Below are 21,285 nucleotides of genomic sequence, written 5' to 3'. Positions count from 1 at the left end.
TAAAAGATTCCCTTAGACAACCTCTTGCAGCAACACACCGGCATCTTTTGCTGCCACCAATTCGCACACACGTTCCCCCACACGCACCCGTTTACCGCCTGACAAGCCGATATCTGGATCATTAATCACCCCAGACAAACGCTCGCCCAACTGAGCACTAAAGCCCCAACTAATGACCGAGCCATCCGCCTGTTGTTTGGTCGGATCAATATAAAGCAGAGCAATCTTATTGCCCCAAACGCGTGCCAATTGTGCTGTGCGTCCTTTGCGGGCTAAATTCACTTGCGATTCACCAATGAGTAAACGTTCAGGGTGTATTTCCATTAGATCCGCAAATTGCGCCTTGGTCACAAAACCATCAGCAGTGCCACCGCCTTTAACGGCTTTGATAATTTTGGGATAGCGTTTAAGCTTTGACCAAACAACTTTGCTCATCACAAGGGTATTGGGCGTATAGACGAGACTTTTATCCATCGCCTCATCTAAGACAGCGTAAGGATCAGATTTCTCATAATCACTAAACTTATTCTCACCTTTAAGCGTTATCACGCGCTCTGGTGCATAATTTTCACTCTTTTGTACAAGGGCCGCTACACGCACTTCACGCCCCAATTCCAACAAATTGGCAAGTCCTTCCACAGCTGTCTTTTCGGGGTTATAACGAGAGCGTTTTTCCGCCCGTGCCCGTGCCACCGCCTCAATATCTGAATTGGGAATCAAATCATCAAGCCCGTAATCTTTGACACTGGCTTCCCGTTCAAAGGCGGAAAATTCCACCACATTCGGGCGCCCTTTTCGCCCAACCTCAAGTTCAGGCACGGTAAAATTTTCCGCTAAGTGAAATTCACTATATTTAAACACCTCACTTAAAACACAAACGCGTGGCAAAATTTTATCGCCAATAAGAGAACCTGCTGGATTGCGATAACCAATAGCAATGGCGGTAAGTGTTGGATCAATGGGAAATGGTCTGTTCATTTTAAGCCTCGATTAATTTATTTTAAAAGAAATAACATCACCAGCAGAGCCATCACTCATGGCAATACCAATGGTGCGATCTGCAGCTTCAGCCCTTATGGCGTGCCCCTTTGGGTCAGAGGTCAAAAAATCGCCAAAGGAAACATTGCCCCCACAAACCACTTCGCCCCAACCACATTGGCCAACATCAAGCATCTCACCAGCCTTTGCACGCAAAGAGCCAGCTGTTCCTAATAATTTATCACCCTTACCAGTCGCCGTTGCCACCATTCCGTCGGTGCGCGCTGCAACAATGCAATAAGGCGAAATCTCTGCAGCAGCGCAAAAAGATTTAATCAAAATCATCGTACTCATCATTGGTACTCCTTTTGCTCGCAAATATGCTCAACCGCTTGGCTAATAGTGATGTCCCAGCCTTTTTTCTTCTGCTCTTCCTGATAATGGCGTGCTGCAAGAGCAATCTCTTCTGGCGCAAGCTTTGGTTCTTGCACCAAGGCACACACTTCTAAAGAGCTTGTGGAGGCAAGCGCTGGCAATTTTTCGACCAAACTTTTAAAATGCTCCATCCCTCCTTCAAGGCTACAGAGCGCACGGTATTCTTCGCGGACAGCAGGCAAAATCTTGCCCTCTTCAATGGCCTTGTCTAAAAGACTCTCAATAGCGGCATTTTTCTGCTCTTCCCGCAAAAGCGCTAAATCTTCTCGCGCTTGTGTTAATTGCGCACAAAGCTCCACGCGTTCCTTTTCGCGCGCTTTAAGCGTTGCTAAAACCTCATCCGCTTTAGCATCTTCTGCCAGCGAGAGTGCACTGGCAATGGCTGTCAAATCCATCATTTTCTCCGTCAAGGTTATAATAGGGGAAGGTTGTTCACGGCTTAAAGCCGTCATGACAAGAGCTGGACGGTTCACCAAACCAGCACCAGCTAAATTCAAAATTTCACCTTTCTTCGAATGCCTAAATTCCGGCGAAAGATAGCGATATTCTTGGGCGATAATTTTTTTGCTTGCCATATCGGTCCATTTAACCCGCCCCCAAATCGCACCATCCCGCTCTGCTAACTCTTCAATCCAACCACTGGCAGGCGCTTCTAAACCATTTCTCGCACGGTGATGTTGCCCATGCTCATAATCAATTACAAGCGGTCCTTTATTGGCTGCAAAAGCTTTTAAAATGGTTTGTGAGTTATAATGCCATTGCCTGCCATCACGTGCCTTCACATGCGGCCCTTTGGGCAAAAGCTCTACCCACTCAGGTGCTTGGCTAACGGTGATATCTTGGCAGAAAATGTCTTTGCATAAAACACCTGGGCAAAGGTCAATCAATTTGCCATAAAATGTCCCGTCATGACATATCTCAGCATACCCATCTTCGCCATTTTCGTGAAATTCTTGCTCCATACATTGCCTATTGCTTTACAATTGTCATTGGCAATACAATGCATGAAACTTACGCATCTCATAAGTCTAACACTGTCAGTCAAAAGAACATTTCTCAAAAAAGCACTTTAAAAAGCACTCTTTTTCCTATTCTTCTTCTCTTCTTGTGAGAGAAAACCTCCTGCCAGACCATCCCATAAAATCGTTTTCAAAGGCACTTCAAAGGCGATAGAGCGCCGTTGTGAAGTGAAAGGTACAAATATCACTCCACATAACAACGCTGCTCCTAGAGCGTTTTTTTTAAATTTGCTTTTGAACTTTTAAACTGCTACATTATCCACGAGGCGTGAGCCAGTTATACCAGGACGGTTTTACCGGATCTGCGAGGAGTTGACCGCCCTCCACGCCTTCTCATTTTCCCTTGCACCTTTTCCGCTAAGATCACATGGCTTTACGTGGTTTTATCCTATTGTAGCACCGTAAAAGAGTGCCTTTTGAGAATGGTATGAAACGTCAAAATAATCTCTCACCCTTTTTTTCAGCCGCATCCAATAAGCGTCCAATTTCTCTGAAGCTTTTTTTATGCATGGAGGTCAGCCACCATTCTTGTTTTCTTACCACAAATTTAACTGCTAAGCGCCACCATGCCCCATCATTTTCACCCAAAAACACAACGCTCGGCACACCTTTTCGCCTCATAATGCCATGGGGTTTTATGAGTGTTTGAATGGCGCCACGAAAATCATCCAAATGAAGAGCACGCGCTTGATGCTCTAACAAAATATGTTTTACACTGTCTGAAGATAAGCGAATAAGAGAACTTTCCGCTGCAAAAACATCACGCACCTTTTGTATCATTGGGGCAATGGGAATAAACCCGTGCGGCATACGTCCTTCAAACATCGCTTCCAAAGGCGGCGAACCCACAATATCTTCAATGGCAATGCGCTTGCGATTGTCCCCCATCACAGAGACTTTATCACTCAAAAAACGGCTTAAATTTTGCGCCCGATGCTTCCCAGGGTTCAAATGCCAACCAGGATCAATGCCTGCTGGTATCTTCTCAACTTTCCCCGTCCGCTTATTGTGCCAAAGTTTCTGTTCCACATGAAGGGGCTCTGCCCCCTCTTCATAGCCTAAATTGTCTGCTTCATAACGGCTTACCTGTCGCACACTGCATTTACACCGCCAACCATTGGGCGGATAAAGCCAATCCCAAACCGGATCATCAACAGGTGCGGTAAACCCCACCCAACTTTCATGTTCTAAACGCTTATGTTCTGAACTGGACAAAGCATAGGTGAGATAGGGCAAAAACGCTTTATTATTTTGTGTACGCTCCCACTCACCTGCCGCATGGGCACTCATGGTATTGGCCCAATAGACCGTCTCTAAGCGTCTCGGACTCCCTAATTGCACCACGCTCTTTTCACCACTCACAGGATCAATTGCTAATTTTTTCCCCCACCAGCCCTTTTCCTGTAAAAGCGGCATCAGATTTTTTTGAAACTCTTGCAGAGGGCGTTGATACTTTATTGCCTCTTCAACGGCTGCTTTAAAATCAATCCAAAATGTCATAGCCCACCGATTTTGCCACCGTAAAGGAAAATGCATGCTCTTCTGGTGCCACATCACGCCAATCAAAGCTTGGAACAAGAGCCTTGGCTTCAAAATAACGGGTGACCTCTTTAGGGGCGGTTTTAAAAAGTTCCTCATCCATGATACCCAAGCCCACGTGCAATCATTTGCACCTTTGCCAAGCGCGCTGCTAATGCGTGATGATCCATTTCACCAAGCAATTCATCCAAGTCTTTGAGGATATCCTCATAACTGGTTGCTTCTCTCACAAGCTTTTTAAAAGGCTCTAAAAGAGGTTCTAAATCCTCTTCCCAGTCACTTAAAGCTTCTTCAGAAAGCCGGTCCAATTCGTCATGATGTTTCCCACCCTGCTCTCCTTCACCCTGCTTTCTTGTCACAGAAACATCAAAAGCACCCCCACGATCAGCACAAACATGAGCCTTTTGTCCCCTCTCATCATCAGGCGCATTATCAGGAGCCTTTAAAACATCTTCCTCTTTTGTTGGTTGCGAAAAGCCAATCTTATTGCGCACTTCTTGCGCCCCAACACGCAACCCCAAGGGAACAAGTTTTTGCAGCGCATCACTTATGGCTTTAATATCTTCATTCTCAGAAATCGGCCAATAGACAAGGGGAGGGCGTTCTTGGCGTCCAAAATTAATCTCAACAAAGGGCACAATCAAATCACGATTAGCCGTTAACGCCAATTGCCGTGCATCAGCTCTGGCAATATCATGACGCACATTTTCATGTATACGCGCTTGTGAAAAGGACGAACCATCATCCGTCGTCATCGTTTGTCCCAACACACCTTTTGAGATCTGCCGATCTAAATATTCAGCCTTCGCAGCAAAAACCGCATTGCCACTGCCCCCCGCTGCTTCAATAAATTCAATCTCCATCTCCTTGGGAATGATCGCTGCCGCATCACTGGATAAATCACGCACCGCTTGAATGAGAACCCGCCGCTCCTCATGAGAAGAGCTCGCACCATATTTGCCAACACGCAAAGGCATGCCGTAAACTTCTAAGAAGGCCATCCAATCTTTCAGTGTATAAGACTTAAACAAAAATGCCCAAGCCGCAAGCCGTGCAAGCCCCGTACGGATAGGCAAACCACTTTTTAACTTTGGTCTGTGAATGGAAAATTTATAAGCAGGCAGTTCACTTACATGAAGAGATCCCTCTTCTTTTAAACGCAAATGAAAGCCATCCCGTCGATCCAATTGAAAAAACCGCTGGTCACGCCATTTCCAAGCAACCGGCCCCCATTCCTTGGCACTCTTATCCCACAAGGTTTCAACAACCGCATAGCCTTTTCCCAAAGCATCTAATAAATCCGTCACATAATCATCAACAAAGGTCGGCGCACTTATCACTTCTCGAACAGCATCCGCTATCTTTTTGTCCTGTGCACTGTTGCTTGCCGCCATGACCCCAGGTTCTACCCCTGTGAGTGCATTTTTACGCATGCCAAGCACAGCACGATAATGCAAATCACGCTCTTCCATATCATCGGCAAGTTGAAAAAACTGCTCTGGAGCACCCCGTGCTGCCTGTTGCAAAATATCAGCAAGTTGCGCAGAGGTCAGACCACTGACAATGGTTTGCGACCACACATCACGAACACCGCCAATGCTAGGCGCTGCCACCTCCCGCTCTAGCCCTTTGATATGGAGTGCCCTGCCCCATTGATCAACCAGTTTTACCATCTCATTATCCCATCAATAAATCTTTGAGCGCATTGTTGAAAAAAAAGGAGTTGAAAAAAGCGGGCTTTCCTCAAAACCATAAGCCTCTCTCACAGGCGTATACTCATAAATTTCAGGCGTTTGCCGGCTAGCAAAATAAGCCAAAGCACAAGCAATCGCACTATCCCCATGGCGCATAAAGCCATCACTGCCTTTAAAACGATGATTGTCAGGAATTTTCACAATGCCATTGACATAAGCAAGTGCTTGATGATCGGCAACAATGTCACTATCGCGCGGCAAAACAATGGACCCATCCCCAAAAGCTTCTAAATAAGCCGGCATCTCCTTGCCATACCAACTTTGCGACAATTGTACTTCCTTTACAAGCCCCCCATAACGCTGCACCGTCTTTTCCGCTAAATAAGCCCCATTGCCCCGCGCATCCAAAGCGCCCCCCAACAAACGTGGCAAGCCATTCACCACATAAAATAAAATCTCTCTTTGTTGATCAAACGGCGTATTGCGCAATTCCACCATAAACCGCACACGGCGCACCAGATCTTGTCCCACTTCCATCACCACAATCGATGTCGCATCCCCACTGCGGGCAAAATCAACACCAAAAACATGTTGACGCCGCCGGTCAAGCCCAGCATGAAAAGGTTTTACATGCTTCTCACACCAAGCAAAAGCAGCAACACTTCGTTGATGTTCCGATTGGTTTTTAAACTCATCCACACAAGCAAAACGCAACACCGCAATATCTGGCGCACAACAATTTTCAATCTGCAAACGCGTTAAAGCCGCCCCTTCTTGATCAGCCGGTATGGCATCTAATTCTTGCCGCATCGCACTCAAACGCACCCCATAAGAAGCACGAATCTGCTGTTCCCATCGTTGTTCAGAGGCTAAACTCCACACCTCCCCCTTTATAGCACAAACCCGTTTAAACAAGCCATTTTTAACCGCTATACCAAAGGAGTAACAATGCACCGAAAAAGGCACTTTGCCCGCTCGCGCTTCACGGATTAATTCATTGAAAGGGTTTAACACACCGTTATGGGTGGAGATCACACGGATCTTGCCTCCCCAAATCAACAAAGCATTGACCGCATCCAAAACAGCGCGCATATCTTGATGAAACGCCGCCTCGTTAATCACCACAATGCCCTGCAACCCCCGAATGTTTTCAGGGCGGCTAGAAAGCGCCTCAATCCGAAAACCTGAAGCAAAACGCACCCGATAAGCTGAGATATATTTTGTTGACCCATCCGCCCTTTGATCCGAGAATAAAAACTCCTCCACATCCCCACTATTGCTGGTAATAGCCCTGGAAAAATTGCTCACATAACCAATAAATTCGCGTCCCTTTTCTTTGGTGTCTCCAATGTAAAAAACATTATTGCCACCAGCCTCAAGCGTCGCTGCAGCAATCAAAGTATCATCCAAAGCTTCCGCAAAAGTAATGCCGGTGCGTCGCCCCTTTTCAACCAATTTTAACGGGGACTTATCTTCAATCCATGTGCGTTGATGCGCCATCAAAACACCTTCCGCTAAAGGATCTTGCTCTTGGGGAAAAGCACTCGTCTGCCAAATATCAAAACCACTTTGATGCGCAAAGGCATGATTTTCTAGAGGGGGCTGTTCAGCCATTTTTCACTCCCAACACTTGTGCACGGATAGCACGTGCCGTCTCTTTTGAGAGCCCCGCTGCTGCTACATCAACCGCTTTGCTTGCTTTGGTGGTAAAATCTTTTTCCAACTTTTGCCGTCTGGTGGTCGACAAATGTTCAGCCGCCAAAACCCCTTTGAGCGCATTAGCCAATTCTTGTGCCGCCTTTGGTGAAAGACTTTTCCACTGCTTAACGTCGAAAATATCAGTTCTTTAATCGCCGCTGCCGTCAACAGAGTAATATTGTCAGAAGCTTTGGCATCAAAGCGCTGGGAGAGGCTTGCTGCAATTTCACGGGTTTGTTCTAAACGCCGCGATATCATCGCTAAACGCAAAGAATAACGATTAAAACTGGAAAAGGAGGGAATAGAAAAGCTTAAACCCGTTTCTTTTTGTAAAGCCTTCAAAGCCGCTTTAAACTCATCATAAATAGCCATTTGTGTCTTCTCACGCCCATTTAAAGCCTCAGCAGCCGCAGCAATAATCTGATCACAAGCTTGTGGCAATAAATCAATCGCCGTTAAACATCCACGCCCGACCTTGCGCATCCTTCACCTCGTCTTTTATTGATGAACGTTTAGGCCGCTTAATCTCCTCAATGGAAAAGCTCCGGTCTAAATGACGTGCTCCACGTTCTGTTAACGCCGCAAGAAAAACCGAACCCACCTGTTTTAATGTGACAGCGCCTTGATCTTCCATCCAAATGAGCTCATTATGCACAAAATTGCGATCACGCCGGATGCCATAACTGTATAAAAGCCGCTCAATCATCGCACTCGATAAAGTTTCGCTACGCTCACAAGCAAGCCCTTTTAAAATAATCAATCGGGCTTCTTCACGGATGATTTTATCCATATCTGCTTTCATTTCTTGGCATTCTCCAGTAAAAACTCTTGCAAGCGCTCACCTATCGCCGCCACCGGTTGCAATTGCGCAGAAAGCGTGTTGAGGCGACCATTCAATTTTTCCATATTCACTTCCAATCTTTGCAACGCATCGCGATCAGGCAAAAAATCTATCTCCGTTTCTAACTTCTGCACACGCTCTTTAAGCACCACGAGATCTTTCAGCATTTCCCGCGCGCCAGAAGAAAAACAAGCTCTCAAAACCCCACAAATCGCAACAATCGATAACAATAAAGACAACCAGCCATTCGCAACACTGATATCCAAATTCACTTGAAAGTCCCCTCTCTTTTGCCTAGAATTGCTTTAACCGCAGCTCCTCTACGCTGTTCGCAAATCAATAAAGCAGCGCGATCACGGCTCCAATAACGCACCACTTCACGCGCATTCAAAGCACGCTCTGGCAGTAAAGAAGGGCGGGAACACGCCATGCGAACAACAGGTGGCAATTCAACCGATAAAAACCGATCAAAAAAGCTATTCACGGGCTTGGTTGTTGAGCAAGCGCACACGCTCAAGCCCAATGCCACCACCAGGAATAGTTGGCAAGACTGCATTGATCTCCTCCATTTTCACAAGCTTTTGTTCCAAAGCCAAAATCACCCCTTGCGCTTGATGCTCTGCTTCCCACGCTGCTTGCCTCTGCCGCTCCTGCGCAAGCTGTACACGAGAAGAAACCTTGGCAATCTCCAACTGCCAATACAAATCACGTGCCCTTTCCGCCTTTAAAATTTCAGCTTTCATAAAGCCAAAAGCCGCTAACAACACACTTGCCAAAAACAACAATCCCAAAGACAGTTTCAAAACAGGGCTAAACATTGCGCTTATTCTCCCACCCCACTATCTCCCCGCCATCATAGGAGCTGGTATGCCGCTTATGGGAATGCTTCCTATTGGAGAAATCCAAAGAGCCAAAACCGCGGTGCACACCCAAATTGCCAACAAGGATCGCCACCATCGAAGGAATAGAAATGCCTGCCATATCAACAATGCCAGGCACGCCCCACAAACCACCAGAAACAAGCAAAAAAATACCCCCCCAAGCAAACCAAAAGGACCACCACAAATAGAGCCTAGAACCACGATAAGACGGTTTCATACCTTCGCCTCGCCTCCAATCCCCAAAAGCTTTTTGGCGTGGTTCAAATAGGTCAAACGTTGCACAAGTCCATTCTTGTCACCATTAATCGCCTTGGTAATCCTCACGACATCATCTTGATCTGCTAACCTATTCAAGCCTTTCATCTGCCAAAACCAAAGGGCAGACCAAAGCGCTACCGGAAATTTTTCCACCACTTCTGGAAAAGCTTCACAATCAACCGCTTGTTCATCGATTGAGCGCCAAAACTGTGTAAAGCGTTGATAATTCTTGCGCCCCGTTAATTGGATTAAGCCACGCCCCTTAAAGCGCACGCCATCCCCAGGCTTAACATTGCCTAAATCTTTGCGTCCTTCATAAGCACGCCCAGAGGCATATTCACAAACGGTAAAAAACCCGTCACTCTCATGCGCACATTGGCTTAAAAAATGTGCAACACGTAAACACGTCGTGATCGCACCATAAGACAAAGCTTCAGGAAGCACACGTGCCATTTCAACAATAATATGATCTTGCCGCGTGTGATGAACCAATTTAGGAGCAAGCTTATGAAGAAAAGATGTATCTATTGAAACCATAACAAACCACTGAATGCATAATAAAAATCCATTCGCAGTTTATCGGATCTCCACCCCCCAATATAAGTCTGACACTGTCAGTCATTGATGTCCTCACCAGTCTCATGACGCTATTTTACGGCATGACAAAACAACCTAAACACTATGGTATGGTGAAGCTTAAAATCATTCAAACTCTGGAGTCATAAAGCTCTGGAAATAACGAACCTTGTGGTTCTTGCAAAGATATTTTCTTCTTCAAGCGATAAGCCGTGCGCACATGCATACCAGAAACAGCAGCTGCAGTATCCACCGACCAGCCTTTTTGCAACGCTTTTAGCATTTTTTGCCGCCGTTCCGCATCTCTGCCAAGGGGGACAAGAAGGCGCACACCCGAACCATTCAAACAAAAATACTTGATCAATCGCTCGGCTTCTTCAAACCCAACAATTTCAATCAACCAATCCGCATTTTCAAGACGTCCGGGAAGATAAACTTGTCGTCCGCCAAAAGCCCGCATCATATTCCATGCCGCATCCATGCCTGCAACATCAGCTATTTCACGCAACAATGCAGGAAAATCGCTATAGGCTTCCTCGCGCATGCATGCTTACCCCTCGGCTTTTAACAGCTTTACGGATTGTCCACCCCCAAATATTCATCACTTCTCTAAAATCATCCCCATCCATCTTGGACAATGCTTTACCACTTAACGCCATAACACTTTGATGAAAAGTCTCAAGGTCAAACACAGCATCGGGATTTAAACACTTCCATTGGGCACGCAAAATCAAATATCCTGGCATTTTCTGCCAAGAATCTTGAATCTTTTTCCCTTTCCAGTCAACCCCACCCTCACGCTGCAACCAACCTTTCAACGCCTCAATAGCTTTGCCCGCATCATCGCTATCGCGTAAAAAACGAATATGATCAATCCCCGTTTGCCGCTTTACAAAGGCAAGCAATGCCTTATCTGAACGATCACGAATAATGCCAAGATTCCACCCAGCAATCCACAGCGCCTGGAGCTTCTTGGCATATTTACCCTCTAAACGCTTCACATTCGGCTCAAAACCACACGCTTTCATTTCATCAATGACTAAACGCTCTTCTAAAACACTCAAATCTTTCGTCGAGTGTTTCCCCGTCAGGCGATAAAGCAATGCGCGATAGGTCTCATCATCAAGACCTAACGCGCGTTTGCCCATATGAAGGACAGCTAAAGACATGTTGCCCCTCATGTCTTCGCAAGATCAATGGTCACAGCCCGCCAAGGGCTTTCCAATGTATCACGCTCATAAAAACGCACATATTCCTTAGAGGTCGTCACACGAATGGCTTCGCGAATAGCACGCATCGCCTCATTCCAGCGGGGATCATCAATATCCAAACGCAACAGCATAAAGATTTCGCCGCGATTCACCTTTCCCTCTTTATCCGTATTAAAAGCGCGCGTAATAATCGCACGGATTTCAGGGCGTGCATCCGCAGACCATTCATTCAAGCATTCATCAAGAAGGCTTTTGGCAATTTGCAATTGTGGTCCAAAATCAAAGCTCTCTTGCACCTGCACCTTAATACGCTGTAAACCATCAAAGCTCGTATACGTGCAATTGCCCTTTTTACCACGCCGCTCCACACCATATTCTTGCGCAAGCAAGCTATCAAAACCACTCAAATCCGCAAGCGTATGGCTGTTAAAACGCGCAATCCTTGCCGATAATTCTTTGGCAAAACCCATAATTTTGCGCACCGTTTCATCCTCAAGCAAATCCACAGGGCGGATCAGGCTGACAGGCACCAAAGCCCCTTTCGCATCCTTCATATAGTGCGTGCCTTCAAGTTCAATTTGTCGATTCATCACCAACTTCCTCCTGTGTTTTTTGAAAACGGCGAAACGGCACAACAGCCCCTGAATGAGGCGTGTACCCCGCCTTTATTTGCCAACGACACCGCAAAAGCTCATGACCTAAAACGTGGTTATAGCCCGCGAGACGACGCAAATAATCATTCAATTCTCGAACATCTTTTGCACTCAGAAAAATGTCCTCCATTTCATGCTTGAGTAAAGCAGAACGCAAAGCAACCAAGCAATCTCTCACCATATAAGGGTTCCGTTCCATCATTTTCCTCCTCCAAAATCCATATGAATAACCGTTCCTTTCTCACCCTCATCACTCTTGGCATGAAGCGCTTGGCTACAACGTAAAACTTCCACGACTTGCCCCTCTAAAACTGCATCGGCTTCGCTTAAGCGGTGAATACTCAGTTCCAATTCAAGCGATAACGCCAAATCAACACACAATTTAAGCGGCTCTCCAATATCCAAACCCCGTTGATAATCATCATAAAGACCAACAAGCGTATTCGATAATTCTCTATTGCTTATCGAGATCATGCCAATTCCTCCACATCGCGGTTTCTCCATGCCGCTTTGACATGTTTCAGCGTCACCTCACTCCCATCCCCAAGCGCTGCCATGCGTGCTAACATCATCGTCTTGTCAATCTGCCGCAAAGCACCAGATTTCAAGCCAATCCCTGTCAAAAACTTTATCGCACCAGCATCTTCAATTCCCCAATCATGAATGCGCGCAGCAATATCTTCGCTATAGGGCTTGCTACGTTTTAGATGCATCGCCAATCGGCTTTTAATTTGCGCATAAGAAGGACCATTTTGACGATGAACCAAACGCCCTGAAATCTCATCATTCCCCACCAAAGCTAACCCTTTGCCATTGATATCAACAAAATGACGTAACTGATTAATGGCTTCATCCGTTAAATTTTGCGCTTCATCCACAATCAATAATGTCCCACCACCAACACGCTCTAATCTCTTGCCAATCGCACGCGTTAAGCGGGTGGGGTTATATTCCACCACTTCCAATTCCGCTGCCATATCATTCAAAATACCGTGAACACTGCGCGTATGCGGACTTGCTGTCACAAGGTAAACATGCGGGCGGGTCGCGCGGTAATGGCGGCAAGTTTCCGTCTTGCCACTGCCCGCATCAAGCGTAATCATCACCATATCCCCCGTACTTTGTGCCAGTGTTAAAGTGTCAATAATCTCACCCGCTATACGATTCCTCTGAAAGGCTGGCTTTTCAGGGATCTTCTCCAAAAACCCCGCCGTTTCTTTTAAAACCTCAACCCATTGTTGAACCTTTGCATTTTGCTTGCCCAATTGCCCCGCATAACTGCCCGCATACCATTGCGAAAACGTCCCATCTGGCATACCAATGCGTCGCGCTACCTCTGCTTTCGACCAATCATTCATTTGCCCCAAAGCTCTCACCGCATCCACAAGCTCATTCCATAAAGCAATGTCATCACTGTTGCGGTTTGGGGCTGTTACACTGGGCTGAATTTTAGGTCGCGCCCAAGGATTTTTATCGACCGTTGCATTTATCGCGTACTTCATGTATATTCCCCTCTGTATTGATTTTAGACTTCGAAAGGGGAACGGCTTAAACCCGCCTCTTTCTTTTGTCTTCAATAACGCTTCAAGCCGTACGCGATACAAAACCGGCTCCTTTGAAAAATCCCCCTTGGTTCTTTCACACATCGGGGAATTTACGAACTTCACGCTCCTCACCTGATCAGGCAAAGGCACCTGAAATTTTGATCCTATTGATTTAAACTTTGAAAGGATTAAGATTCCTCCCCCCCCTTTCTTTGTTAAATCTTCAAGCTGGCACGCGATACTTAACCAGCCCCCCCTTGTAGGCACTCTTGTAAGCACCCTTGTAAATCCCCCCTCTCTTTTTCTAGTTCCTAGGAAACTTGATCACTTCACGCCCCTCATCAGAGGCCGAAAGCCGCCTCAAAGCTTTGTGCAAGTGCGTGCTAAACTCTTGGGCTTCCAAAGCCTCATCATCGTCTGCTGTCAAAGCTAAATTCCCCACATGGTTTGGAACCAAGCGGCTCACCTTTGGCTTGATCGGAAGCGTTGCTTTTAAAGCCTCACCCTTTTTCTCAAGGCGCCCATAAACATCGGCCAAGTGATCAGGTGCAAGCCTTGCCGCTAGCTGTTTTTCTGCTTTAACTGCCTTCACATATTCTTTACGCAAACGCCCATTGAGACGCGCCGCCTGCTGGTCATAAAAGCCAACATCCGCAAGACATGCTGCCATGCAAAGCAACCGATTGTTCAAATCATAAACCCGCAAATCCTGATGCAAATTATCCGGATCAAAGCGTACAATCACCTTTTTTCCAGCATACTGATTAAGTTCACGCGCCCAATAACGATTGCCATAAAAATGAATCTCGCCCGTCCCCTTTTGTGTACGCAATGCCTCTGAGGTCAAAAGCCATAAAGCACGCTGCGCCGCTGTTGCTTGCCGGATAATCGTCCCCTCTGCTGTCAAACTTTCTACAAAAGTCTCATCAAAACTGCGCCCCGCACATGTCAGCGCCTTGCGCCCTGCTTGTGCATTATGCGCCACAATCTGCGCGCCAACATGGGCTTTGAATTCTTCAAATCCTATCGCACGCCGCCCATAATCTTCAGGCTTAGCATCCGGTTTATTGCCCGTATAAGCCCCCGACAAAAGGGGTGTTTGGAAATCGCTTCTGCCAGATCACGCCATGCCCGCTCAATCGGTTTCGACTGTCCGCTATAGGGTGTGGTCCATTGCAATTGCACACCCAAACTCGTCAAAAGCCCTTGCGGATCATCCGGTTTAATCTTAAAACGAAAACGGTTTTGCACACCTCCAGAAATCCACTTGCTGGTAAAAGCACGCCCATTATCCAAAGTCATGCGCTCCGGTATGCCATAAGCCTCCACCATATCGCCAATCACCAAACGCACAATCTCCCAACTCTCCGCATCCGACAAGCGCCACGATAAAATCTTGCCTGAATAAAGATCTTGTATCGCTATCAAATAAAGCCGCACGGGCTTTGAGCTCCACGGAACGCTCACAAAAACATCCAGCTTATGCCCGTCCATATTCACCGCTTGCAGTGCATGCAGGCTCGAGCGATCACGCCGCTGTGCCGGATAAAGCTTTTTTGCCTTTTCCTCACCCTCACGCGCCAAAACAACAACCGCTTTGGAAATTTGCCTTTCAAAACGACGACGCAAAGCCCGCTCTGAAGGCACAGGCTCCCACCCCCGTTCCTTCGCCACCATCACCATACGCCGATAACATGCCGAAAAAGCAGGGCGAGACGGGCGCAAATAATCCCAACATAAAACCTCCCATGCCCCCTTCATGACACTCAGCCCATTGGGACAAACGCTCCTCACCATAACAAGGCGCTAAAGCCGCCAACCAATCAGTGCGCTCATACCCTTCCACCATCTGCCGCCAATGAAAAAGTGATCTGTAACTCACACCAAATTGCACCGCACACAAGCTTGCCGCATCATGCACCCCCATACCCGCTTGAAGCAAATCATCCATAGAACAAAGTGCCTTCAAACGCTCTTCACAACGTCTTTTATGCGCCTTTGAAAGCCCCTCATAACGCACCCAAATGCTTGCCTTTTGATCGCTTTTCTCTGTCTTTTCTTCTACACAAACCCCACCAGAGCGCACCAACAATGCCGCCCGCGCAGCTTCCGGTAATAAAGACACATGATACTCCCAAACCGGCTTGATTTTGCCTCCCACTTTCCTCGAAAGTTCAGCGTTTTTTCTCCAATATACCCGCCCATGGTTTTCAAGACTTTTATAGGTCGATGGCAACCCCTGGCAAAGCCGCCTCTGCCAATTCAGCAATAGTAAACCATTCCTTCATGGCTGCCCCCTTTTAATGCGCACCGGCGTTGCACGCATGGCTTTCAAGCGCGCTGCAATCTCCCGCTGTTCCTGCTGGAGGCGCGCAATCTCCGCTAAACGCGCCTCATCCCCTTGCAAAAGCAACAATCCATCTTCACTCACCACCTCATCCCAAAGCCAATAGGCTTCTGTTGCCCGCACAAAGGCTTTAAAACGCGGCAAAGAAATATCCACCTGCTTACTTTCTGCCACATAAGCATCCAAACTCGCCTTACTTAAACAAGCAATCCCTAAATAATGCGTCATGCGCTGTGCAATCTCACTACGCTCATGCCGGCATTCTCTCAACGCCCGTGCCATGGCACGCTTAATGCGTGAGCGAAACCGCCCCAAATCAATCTGCGCAACCGGCTCACGGCAAGGAAAAACAGGCTTTTGAAAAAAATCAAGCTGTTGAAAACCATGCGTCTTCATGCCTGCTCCTCCCCCCGTTCTCTTGCAAGATAAGCACAAAATCGCGCCCGTGTCTGCGCATCTGCTCTCTGCCACACCCCCAACAATTGAGCAAAAATCCGTTCCTGTTCATTGATTTGCGGTGGCGTATTAACGCCATTGACCAAATCAACAGCCCGCCGCAAATCTCCCTCAACCTGTTGCAAAGCAATCGCCACCCGCCGTTGCAAAACCGGCTCCATCTTGGCTAATTTTAACAACTGCGCTTGATTATCTGCCAATGCCGTGCCACGCAAAACCGCCCGCAACTCCGGCTGTAAATACTTGGAAATGCGATTGAGGAGTTTTATCGACTCCTTCGATAAACCAATGCGGTCCGCCACATGTTTAGCAAAAGATAAAACTGTCCCTTTGCCATTTAAGTCACCATCCTTTGGCAAAGGGTAAACTTTACCCTTTGCCACTTTGTCCCCTTCACACCCGATTTTGTTGTGATCTGAAGCTGCATTGCTGTCCCTTTGAGCAATAGGGTCAACTTTACCCAATTGCTTAAAATCTGCATCACCACCGATCAAAGGGTAAACTTTACCCTTTGATTTTCTGTCGCCACCAACCTTAATTTCCCCATACTTCTTTTCCCACAATTCGCGGTAGGTCTGGACAAACAAGGCACGGTCAATAACAGACAATTCATTGCGAAAAAGGTTCTCCGCCACTTCTAAAAGCGCAGCATTATCCTTATCGGCTTGCACCACAACCGCATCAATTTCGCTATAGCCTAAAAGCTCCGCAGCCCTCAGCCGATGCGCACCAGCAATAAGTGTGTAATTGCCCTCTTTAGCATTGGGGGTATGGCGCACAGTAATCGGATTCATCAATCCCTCCCGCGCCATCGATTGTGCAAATGCCTTGGCATGCTCATCATCCACAGGGCGTATACGCTCCGGCACCACAATCAAATCTAAAGCAATCTCTTGAAACTGTGCCATCACGCCGCCGCCTTTCTAATCTCTTTAAAGAACAAATCCATCGCACGCCCCGCCCATCTTCGATAGGCTTTCGCAAAAACGGGTTCTTCTAAACGCCGGTTAATCACTTGCATAGAAAGAGAAATAGAAGTCCGCTGCCGTGCCTGTATCGCAACAATACGCCGCCGTGGCACCTCAAACTGATAATGCAAGATATGAATAACAATCTGTCGTGCTAACGCCGCATCAAATAAGCCATGCGGAGGGTCAATAATATATCGGATCGGCAGATGCTTAAATCCACTACTCACAGCTTTTAAAGAACAGGAAAGCATAGCTTCTAACCGTTCAATCTCGGAATAAGGATTGAGAATTTCTCTTTTTGCCTCGGAGGTCCATAAATTATAAGCAGCAACCATAACCACCCCCGATAAAAACAATGTGACCACCAGCTAATCGCCAAAACCAACCCATCCAAACGGCTGCCTGACGACGCAATTCTCTGCAATTTATCTTGCCCATTTCGTATTGATCTTTAGACATTGATAAACCTTTTTATCTTATGGTATTTAAATTCATGGCAAGTGCGTTTAACGCACAAAGCCGTGTAACGAAGTTTAAGCAGCGTTACCGCGCAATGTGGAATGCTTTATCGAATCCGTATTGGCATGTTTTGCTGCTTTAAAAATGCGACGGCGACTTTTGGGGTAGCGGTCGTAGAAAACTTGCTCAACGGGCAAGCCGATAAAATCGGCAATAGCGCGTTCAGCTTTCTCGTTGGGTCGTGTCCAGATGTGTTGAACACTGGATAACGGGAGTTGATAAGCTTTCGCGAGCTCCGCCAAGGTCATATTACGGCGGCGTAGCTCGGCTAAAATACTATGGCGATCCCATTTTTGGGTGGTTGTCATAATTTTCGCTCCTGCTTTAAACGGATGCTCAAACCATCCGTTTTTTGTGGGGTTATTTGTAGACTATATGCCCTCTATAACGGGCGGTAATATGAGTTAAATCCATTTTACGGGTTTTGTCAACCCATAAGATGGTCTTAATGGGTATTTTTTTGGCACGTTTAGAAACAGAACCTAAAACACCATTGGCAAAACGCTTACGTGACATAAGACGAATCCTCGGAAACGAAGAACGAGGTGCTTTTGCAAAAACTCTTGATTTGGCGAAAAATACGCTCGCAAATTATGAACTCGGTATAAATGAGCCACCAGCATCTATCGTAATTGCCTATCACAAAATTTATGGCGTAGACTTTCATTGGCTTCTTACTGGTGAAGGTGAAATGTTTAGTGACATGGCAAAAGCGAAAGCAGCTGGTTTTAAAGCGCCCACCATTCCTACTGGTCTCATGAAAAAGCTTGGTCGCGTGGCTTATACAACCTATCGCGACGCAAAAATAAAACTCCCCCCTGAAGATATAGCGGAACTCGCGGCGGAACTTTATAAAAAACTGCAAGAGCTTGTTCAAAACATCAACGACACAGAAGAAGTCGAACTTACTTTGCCTCTTCTAAAATTGCATTTAAAGCGTCAAATCGAAGCTGAAAGTGCACATCTAGAAACCACACAAGATACGGCTTAATGCCCCTCTAAAATCAAAAATGAAAGTGGAAATCTTTTTACTTTAAAGAAATTATACAACATATTGATAAACAATATTTTTTAATCAATTTTTAGAGATTTCCACGCATATATGGAAATCTTTTTTGCTTTTTGGGTCATTTGGGGTTGATTTTGGAGTCGATTGAACTTTTGGATTGATTTTTTTCAAAGGGTCTTTAAAGGCGGTTTTCTAGGCTTTCACGGACTTTTTTAAAATCTTCAAAGGATTTTCAAAGACCTTTCAAAGCCTTCTCTCATTTTTACCATGAAAACGCACTTTTTTCTGATTTTCACTCTTTTTCGCAATTTTAGGTGTCAAAATCCAATTTTACAAAACGCGCTTTTAATGCTAAATTTTATGCATAAAAACAACAAATTATCACCTATTCCTAACTAATCCCACCTCTTCCCACTTACTGCAAAACCTACTGTCAAACTACATTCTTTTTTACTAATTTTCTCTAGTAATTTTTTGAATGCTTCTAAATCTTCTTGTGAACAACCTCTCTCACTCTCATTTTGCACCTTATAAATCAACGTCCCCTGCCCTTGCCGTTGTATCTTTCTGTTAACCTCACCTATCAACGGTTCACAACTCAATACGCTTCTTGGCAAATCACCCCGATAAATCCAAGCTTTCACTTGCGCCTTGGTACTGAAATCCGTATTCTCAGGCATGTCATAGTCTTGATCACCATAAAATTCTTCGTTCTCTCTCCTACCATCAGGATATTCGTAAAGGTTATAAAAATGCTCTGCCACTCCCAGTCCCCATGGTGCATGACCAACCGTTGTTGCAATAAGTTTTTTGTGTATTATGTACATTTGCTGTTTACGTTTTTTAAAGAATCGTTGTTTTAATATTTGCATACTTAATCCATAATTTTACCAATGGGTTATTTACCTCAAATTTGGCCGTACAGTGCGTTTTATATTCTGTATGTGATTTCATAAAATCTTTAAATCGCTCTGTACGGTGCCTTTTTATCGATTTAAACGCATATCTAATCACAAAATCATCACCATTTTTCACTATTTTGCTATTTATTCTTCGATCCCTTTTAACAACCTCTTCAAGTCCTTTTTGAAGCTTCTCAATGCGGTCTGAGGTTAACTGTAAATCTTATGATTTTCACTTTATCTTAGGCTTTTGCAGATTCTTAAGAATACGATTTGCTTGGTAACGAATATCGCTTTTAAATTTTTCACAATAACGATAAAGGTCTGCTGTTGAGGACAATAAATCTTGAGTTTAAATCCTCTCTGCTTTGCCTTTCAAAGCGTTCTTTGTTGCTGTCTGCAATACCCATCTGCTTATACCTTCAAGAGCGTAAAGATACGCAAGCGCTGTTGTTTTCTCATCTGATCCCATTGGGCTCTTAAGTCTATTTGAAAGGACAAGATACGCCATTTGGATTTCTTCTTCGGTTGCTTTTCTTTCAAGCTTTTGCAACACATCATGGACTAATGAGGTAATTCTCTGAGCTTCTGCAATCAATGGTTTTTGCCCCGTTTTCCAAAGGGATGACGGTTCGGTCGCCATCCTCGAATAAAAATTTGTATACACTATCTGAATTTTCGATATCGAACATGTGCTGTGCAACTCGATAACTCCACCCGCGCTGTTCTTCTGTTTGAGACTTGGTTTGTTTTCCATAGTTTTTTCCTTGTCTGTAATCCTTTGAATTTCCTACCCAGTTACGCCACGTAGCTTGCCAATCGATTTTGCTAGCACCCCTTCCGGATTTGGCAGTCTAGTAATCTCGAAACTTTGAAATCTCGACTTTCACACGCTCCAGAGGCAAGCCCTCTGCAATGGCAAAATCGTAATCGGGTTCAAAATCCTTAGGCAAGCAACAGCCGCGATTAGCTCGTGAAGGGATGGTTGGTTATCTGATGCTGTTTCGATTTGATCTGATTGGCTCTCAACAGCATCAACCTTTGTTGACTCGTCAACCTGATCTTGGATTTCTGAATTTTCAGAATCCATTTCTTTTTTTGCTAACACGACAGTGTTAGTTTTTTTATTATCACTGTTAATGTTAGTGTTGTTGTTTATGTTATATATATAGGCATCATTAAGCATGGTAAGCATCATGCTTAGCATCCTTAAAATCATGCTTAATGTCACATTTAGCATTTTTAGCATCGTTTTTAGCATAGTTTTCAGTATTTTCAGGGGCTTTAGCATCATCACAAGCATTATTTGTATGTTTTGCCCATCTTGCCTGCGCTGCTTTCTGTGCCCTTTCCGATAATATCTTTGACCGTGCTGCTTTAGAGACCTTATCTAAATTCTCATGACAGTTAGTGAGTTCTTCTTCGACTTTTAAATTCCACAAACGACCATCCTCTAAACGGATGATCTTTTCATCACGTAATAAGGAATTTAATGCATTTTTGAGAACCCGTACCGAACAACCAGCCCACCTTGCTAATTTAGGGGCATCTTCAACAATCGGTCGGCGCTCTTCACACATGTATAAAACAAGGGTCATATAAAGACCTTTTTCTACTACACTCATGCCACTAACATCTACAATCCATTGAGATGAAAAAAGCCTCGTCCAAGCCAACTTAGTTGACATGCCTTGCCTCCTCTTTTCTTTTGTTCCACCTCACAAGGGCTGCTTTCGAAGCACGCTCTGAAAATT

At 45.6% G+C, this 21,285-nt stretch carries 27 protein-coding genes and 3 pseudogenes; 1 reads left to right on the top strand and 29 read right to left on the bottom strand.

Annotated features, from left to right (window positions below):
• Positions 1–12 precede the first annotated feature (12 nt).
• The 26 genes and pseudogenes from HNQ69_RS05625 to HNQ69_RS05505 form a co-directional block, all read right to left on the bottom strand.
• Positions 13–978, bottom strand: coding sequence for a major capsid protein (locus HNQ69_RS05625; protein WP_183229085.1), 966 nt, complete (start codon positions 976–978; stop codon positions 13–15).
• Between the two features lie 12 nt (positions 979–990).
• Positions 991–1,335, bottom strand: a complete 345-nt coding sequence (locus tag HNQ69_RS05620; RefSeq protein WP_246348527.1) for a hypothetical protein — start codon at positions 1,333–1,335, stop codon at positions 991–993.
• Complete coding sequence (locus tag HNQ69_RS05615; protein ID WP_183229083.1) at positions 1,332–2,375, bottom strand: phage protease; 1,044 nt, start codon at positions 2,373–2,375, stop codon at positions 1,332–1,334. The genes HNQ69_RS05620 and HNQ69_RS05615 overlap by 4 nt, the downstream gene beginning before the upstream one ends.
• A 492-nt stretch (positions 2,376–2,867) precedes the next feature.
• Complete coding sequence (locus tag HNQ69_RS05610) at positions 2,868–3,932, bottom strand: phage head morphogenesis protein (protein WP_246348526.1); 1,065 nt, start codon at positions 3,930–3,932, stop codon at positions 2,868–2,870.
• A complete protein-coding gene (locus tag HNQ69_RS07935; RefSeq protein WP_246348524.1) occupies positions 3,916–4,074 on the bottom strand; it encodes a hypothetical protein in 159 nt (52 codons plus the stop codon). The genes HNQ69_RS05610 and HNQ69_RS07935 overlap by 17 nt, the downstream gene beginning before the upstream one ends.
• Positions 4,067–5,644: a DUF935 domain-containing protein gene (locus HNQ69_RS05605; protein WP_183229082.1), complete on the bottom strand. Its 1,578-nt coding sequence runs from the start codon at positions 5,642–5,644 to the stop codon at positions 4,067–4,069. The genes HNQ69_RS07935 and HNQ69_RS05605 overlap by 8 nt, the downstream gene beginning before the upstream one ends.
• A 12-nt stretch (positions 5,645–5,656) precedes the next feature.
• Complete coding sequence (locus HNQ69_RS05600; protein WP_183229081.1) at positions 5,657–7,279, bottom strand: hypothetical protein; 1,623 nt, start codon at positions 7,277–7,279, stop codon at positions 5,657–5,659.
• Positions 7,272–7,846 (bottom strand): annotated as a pseudogene (locus tag HNQ69_RS05595) (phage protein Gp27 family protein). Before HNQ69_RS05595 ends, HNQ69_RS05600 begins: the two are co-directional and overlap by 8 nt.
• Positions 7,809–8,165, bottom strand: coding sequence for a VpaChn25_0724 family phage protein (locus HNQ69_RS05590; protein WP_183229079.1), 357 nt, complete (start codon positions 8,163–8,165; stop codon positions 7,809–7,811). The pseudogene HNQ69_RS05595 and the gene HNQ69_RS05590 overlap by 38 nt, the downstream one beginning before the upstream one ends.
• Entirely contained in the window at positions 8,162–8,476 is a 315-nt protein-coding gene (locus HNQ69_RS05585) for a DUF2730 family protein (protein ID WP_183229077.1), read from the bottom strand. Before HNQ69_RS05585 ends, HNQ69_RS05590 begins: the two co-directional genes overlap by 4 nt.
• Positions 8,473–8,715 (bottom strand): hypothetical protein, encoded by a 243-nt coding sequence (locus tag HNQ69_RS05580; protein ID WP_425486679.1) that lies wholly within the window; start codon positions 8,713–8,715, stop codon positions 8,473–8,475. The genes HNQ69_RS05585 and HNQ69_RS05580 overlap by 4 nt, the downstream gene beginning before the upstream one ends.
• Positions 8,681–9,022, bottom strand: a complete 342-nt coding sequence (locus HNQ69_RS05575) for a hypothetical protein (RefSeq protein WP_183229075.1) — start codon at positions 9,020–9,022, stop codon at positions 8,681–8,683. The genes HNQ69_RS05580 and HNQ69_RS05575 overlap by 35 nt, the downstream gene beginning before the upstream one ends.
• Entirely contained in the window at positions 9,015–9,302 is a 288-nt protein-coding gene (locus HNQ69_RS05570) for a hypothetical protein (RefSeq protein ID WP_183229074.1), read from the bottom strand. Before HNQ69_RS05570 ends, HNQ69_RS05575 begins: the two co-directional genes overlap by 8 nt.
• A complete protein-coding gene (locus tag HNQ69_RS05565) occupies positions 9,299–9,880 on the bottom strand; it encodes a glycoside hydrolase family 19 protein (protein WP_183229073.1) in 582 nt (193 codons plus the stop codon). Before HNQ69_RS05565 ends, HNQ69_RS05570 begins: the two co-directional genes overlap by 4 nt.
• 169 nt (positions 9,881–10,049) lie before the next feature.
• Positions 10,050–10,463, bottom strand: coding sequence for a helix-turn-helix domain-containing protein (locus tag HNQ69_RS05560; protein WP_183229072.1), 414 nt, complete (start codon positions 10,461–10,463; stop codon positions 10,050–10,052).
• Entirely contained in the window at positions 10,444–11,088 is a 645-nt protein-coding gene (locus tag HNQ69_RS05555) for a gp16 family protein (protein WP_183229070.1), read from the bottom strand. The genes HNQ69_RS05560 and HNQ69_RS05555 overlap by 20 nt, the downstream gene beginning before the upstream one ends.
• A gap of 8 nt (positions 11,089–11,096) precedes the next feature.
• Entirely contained in the window at positions 11,097–11,720 is a 624-nt protein-coding gene (locus HNQ69_RS05550) for a DUF3164 family protein (protein WP_183229069.1), read from the bottom strand.
• A complete protein-coding gene (locus HNQ69_RS05545; RefSeq protein WP_183229110.1) occupies positions 11,704–11,982 on the bottom strand; it encodes a hypothetical protein in 279 nt (92 codons plus the stop codon). Before HNQ69_RS05545 ends, HNQ69_RS05550 begins: the two co-directional genes overlap by 17 nt.
• Complete coding sequence (locus HNQ69_RS05540) at positions 11,982–12,257, bottom strand: hypothetical protein (RefSeq protein WP_183229067.1); 276 nt, start codon at positions 12,255–12,257, stop codon at positions 11,982–11,984. The genes HNQ69_RS05545 and HNQ69_RS05540 overlap by 1 nt, the downstream gene beginning before the upstream one ends.
• Positions 12,254–13,285 (bottom strand): AAA family ATPase, encoded by a 1,032-nt coding sequence (locus tag HNQ69_RS05535; protein WP_183229066.1) that lies wholly within the window; start codon positions 13,283–13,285, stop codon positions 12,254–12,256. Before HNQ69_RS05535 ends, HNQ69_RS05540 begins: the two co-directional genes overlap by 4 nt.
• A gap of 346 nt (positions 13,286–13,631) precedes the next feature.
• Positions 13,632–15,615, bottom strand: a pseudogene (locus HNQ69_RS05530) (transposase domain-containing protein).
• Positions 15,612–16,070: a hypothetical protein gene (locus HNQ69_RS05525; protein ID WP_183229064.1), complete on the bottom strand. Its 459-nt coding sequence runs from the start codon at positions 16,068–16,070 to the stop codon at positions 15,612–15,614. The pseudogene HNQ69_RS05530 and the gene HNQ69_RS05525 overlap by 4 nt, the downstream one beginning before the upstream one ends.
• Positions 16,067–17,038, bottom strand: coding sequence for a ParB/RepB/Spo0J family partition protein (locus HNQ69_RS05520; protein WP_183229063.1), 972 nt, complete (start codon positions 17,036–17,038; stop codon positions 16,067–16,069). The genes HNQ69_RS05525 and HNQ69_RS05520 overlap by 4 nt, the downstream gene beginning before the upstream one ends.
• Positions 17,038–17,436 (bottom strand): hypothetical protein, encoded by a 399-nt coding sequence (locus tag HNQ69_RS05515; RefSeq protein ID WP_183229061.1) that lies wholly within the window; start codon positions 17,434–17,436, stop codon positions 17,038–17,040. Before HNQ69_RS05515 ends, HNQ69_RS05520 begins: the two co-directional genes overlap by 1 nt.
• A complete protein-coding gene (locus HNQ69_RS05510) occupies positions 17,420–17,560 on the bottom strand; it encodes a hypothetical protein (RefSeq protein WP_183229059.1) in 141 nt (46 codons plus the stop codon). Before HNQ69_RS05510 ends, HNQ69_RS05515 begins: the two co-directional genes overlap by 17 nt.
• Positions 17,561–17,634: 74 nt before the next feature.
• Complete coding sequence (locus HNQ69_RS05505) at positions 17,635–17,928, bottom strand: helix-turn-helix domain-containing protein (protein WP_183229057.1); 294 nt, start codon at positions 17,926–17,928, stop codon at positions 17,635–17,637.
• Between the two features lie 152 nt (positions 17,929–18,080).
• Between HNQ69_RS05505 and HNQ69_RS05500 the strand changes: the two genes are divergently transcribed.
• Complete coding sequence (locus HNQ69_RS05500) at positions 18,081–18,611, top strand: helix-turn-helix domain-containing protein (RefSeq protein ID WP_183229108.1); 531 nt, start codon at positions 18,081–18,083, stop codon at positions 18,609–18,611.
• 413 nt (positions 18,612–19,024) lie between these two features.
• Here the strand turns inward: HNQ69_RS05500 and HNQ69_RS05495 are convergent, their stop codons facing one another.
• The 3 genes and pseudogenes from HNQ69_RS05495 to HNQ69_RS05485 form a co-directional block, all read right to left on the bottom strand.
• The gene (locus HNQ69_RS05495; RefSeq protein WP_246348522.1) at positions 19,025–19,501 is read right to left on the bottom strand and encodes a hypothetical protein; all 477 of its coding nucleotides are present in this window, start codon (positions 19,499–19,501) and stop codon (positions 19,025–19,027) included.
• 382 nt (positions 19,502–19,883) lie between these two features.
• Entirely contained in the window at positions 19,884–20,042 is a 159-nt protein-coding gene (locus tag HNQ69_RS07930; RefSeq protein ID WP_246348520.1) for a hypothetical protein, read from the bottom strand.
• 46 nt (positions 20,043–20,088) lie between these two features.
• Positions 20,089–21,219: pseudogene (locus tag HNQ69_RS05485) on the bottom strand (DUF1376 domain-containing protein).
• Positions 21,220–21,285: the final 66 nt, after the last annotated feature.

The sequence above is a fragment of the Bartonella callosciuri genome (assembly GCF_014203215.1).
Lineage (GTDB): Bacteria > Pseudomonadota > Alphaproteobacteria > Rhizobiales > Rhizobiaceae > Bartonella > Bartonella callosciuri.
The sequence above is the reverse complement of the archived record's forward strand: the minus strand, read 5'-3'. Positions and strand labels throughout refer to the sequence as shown.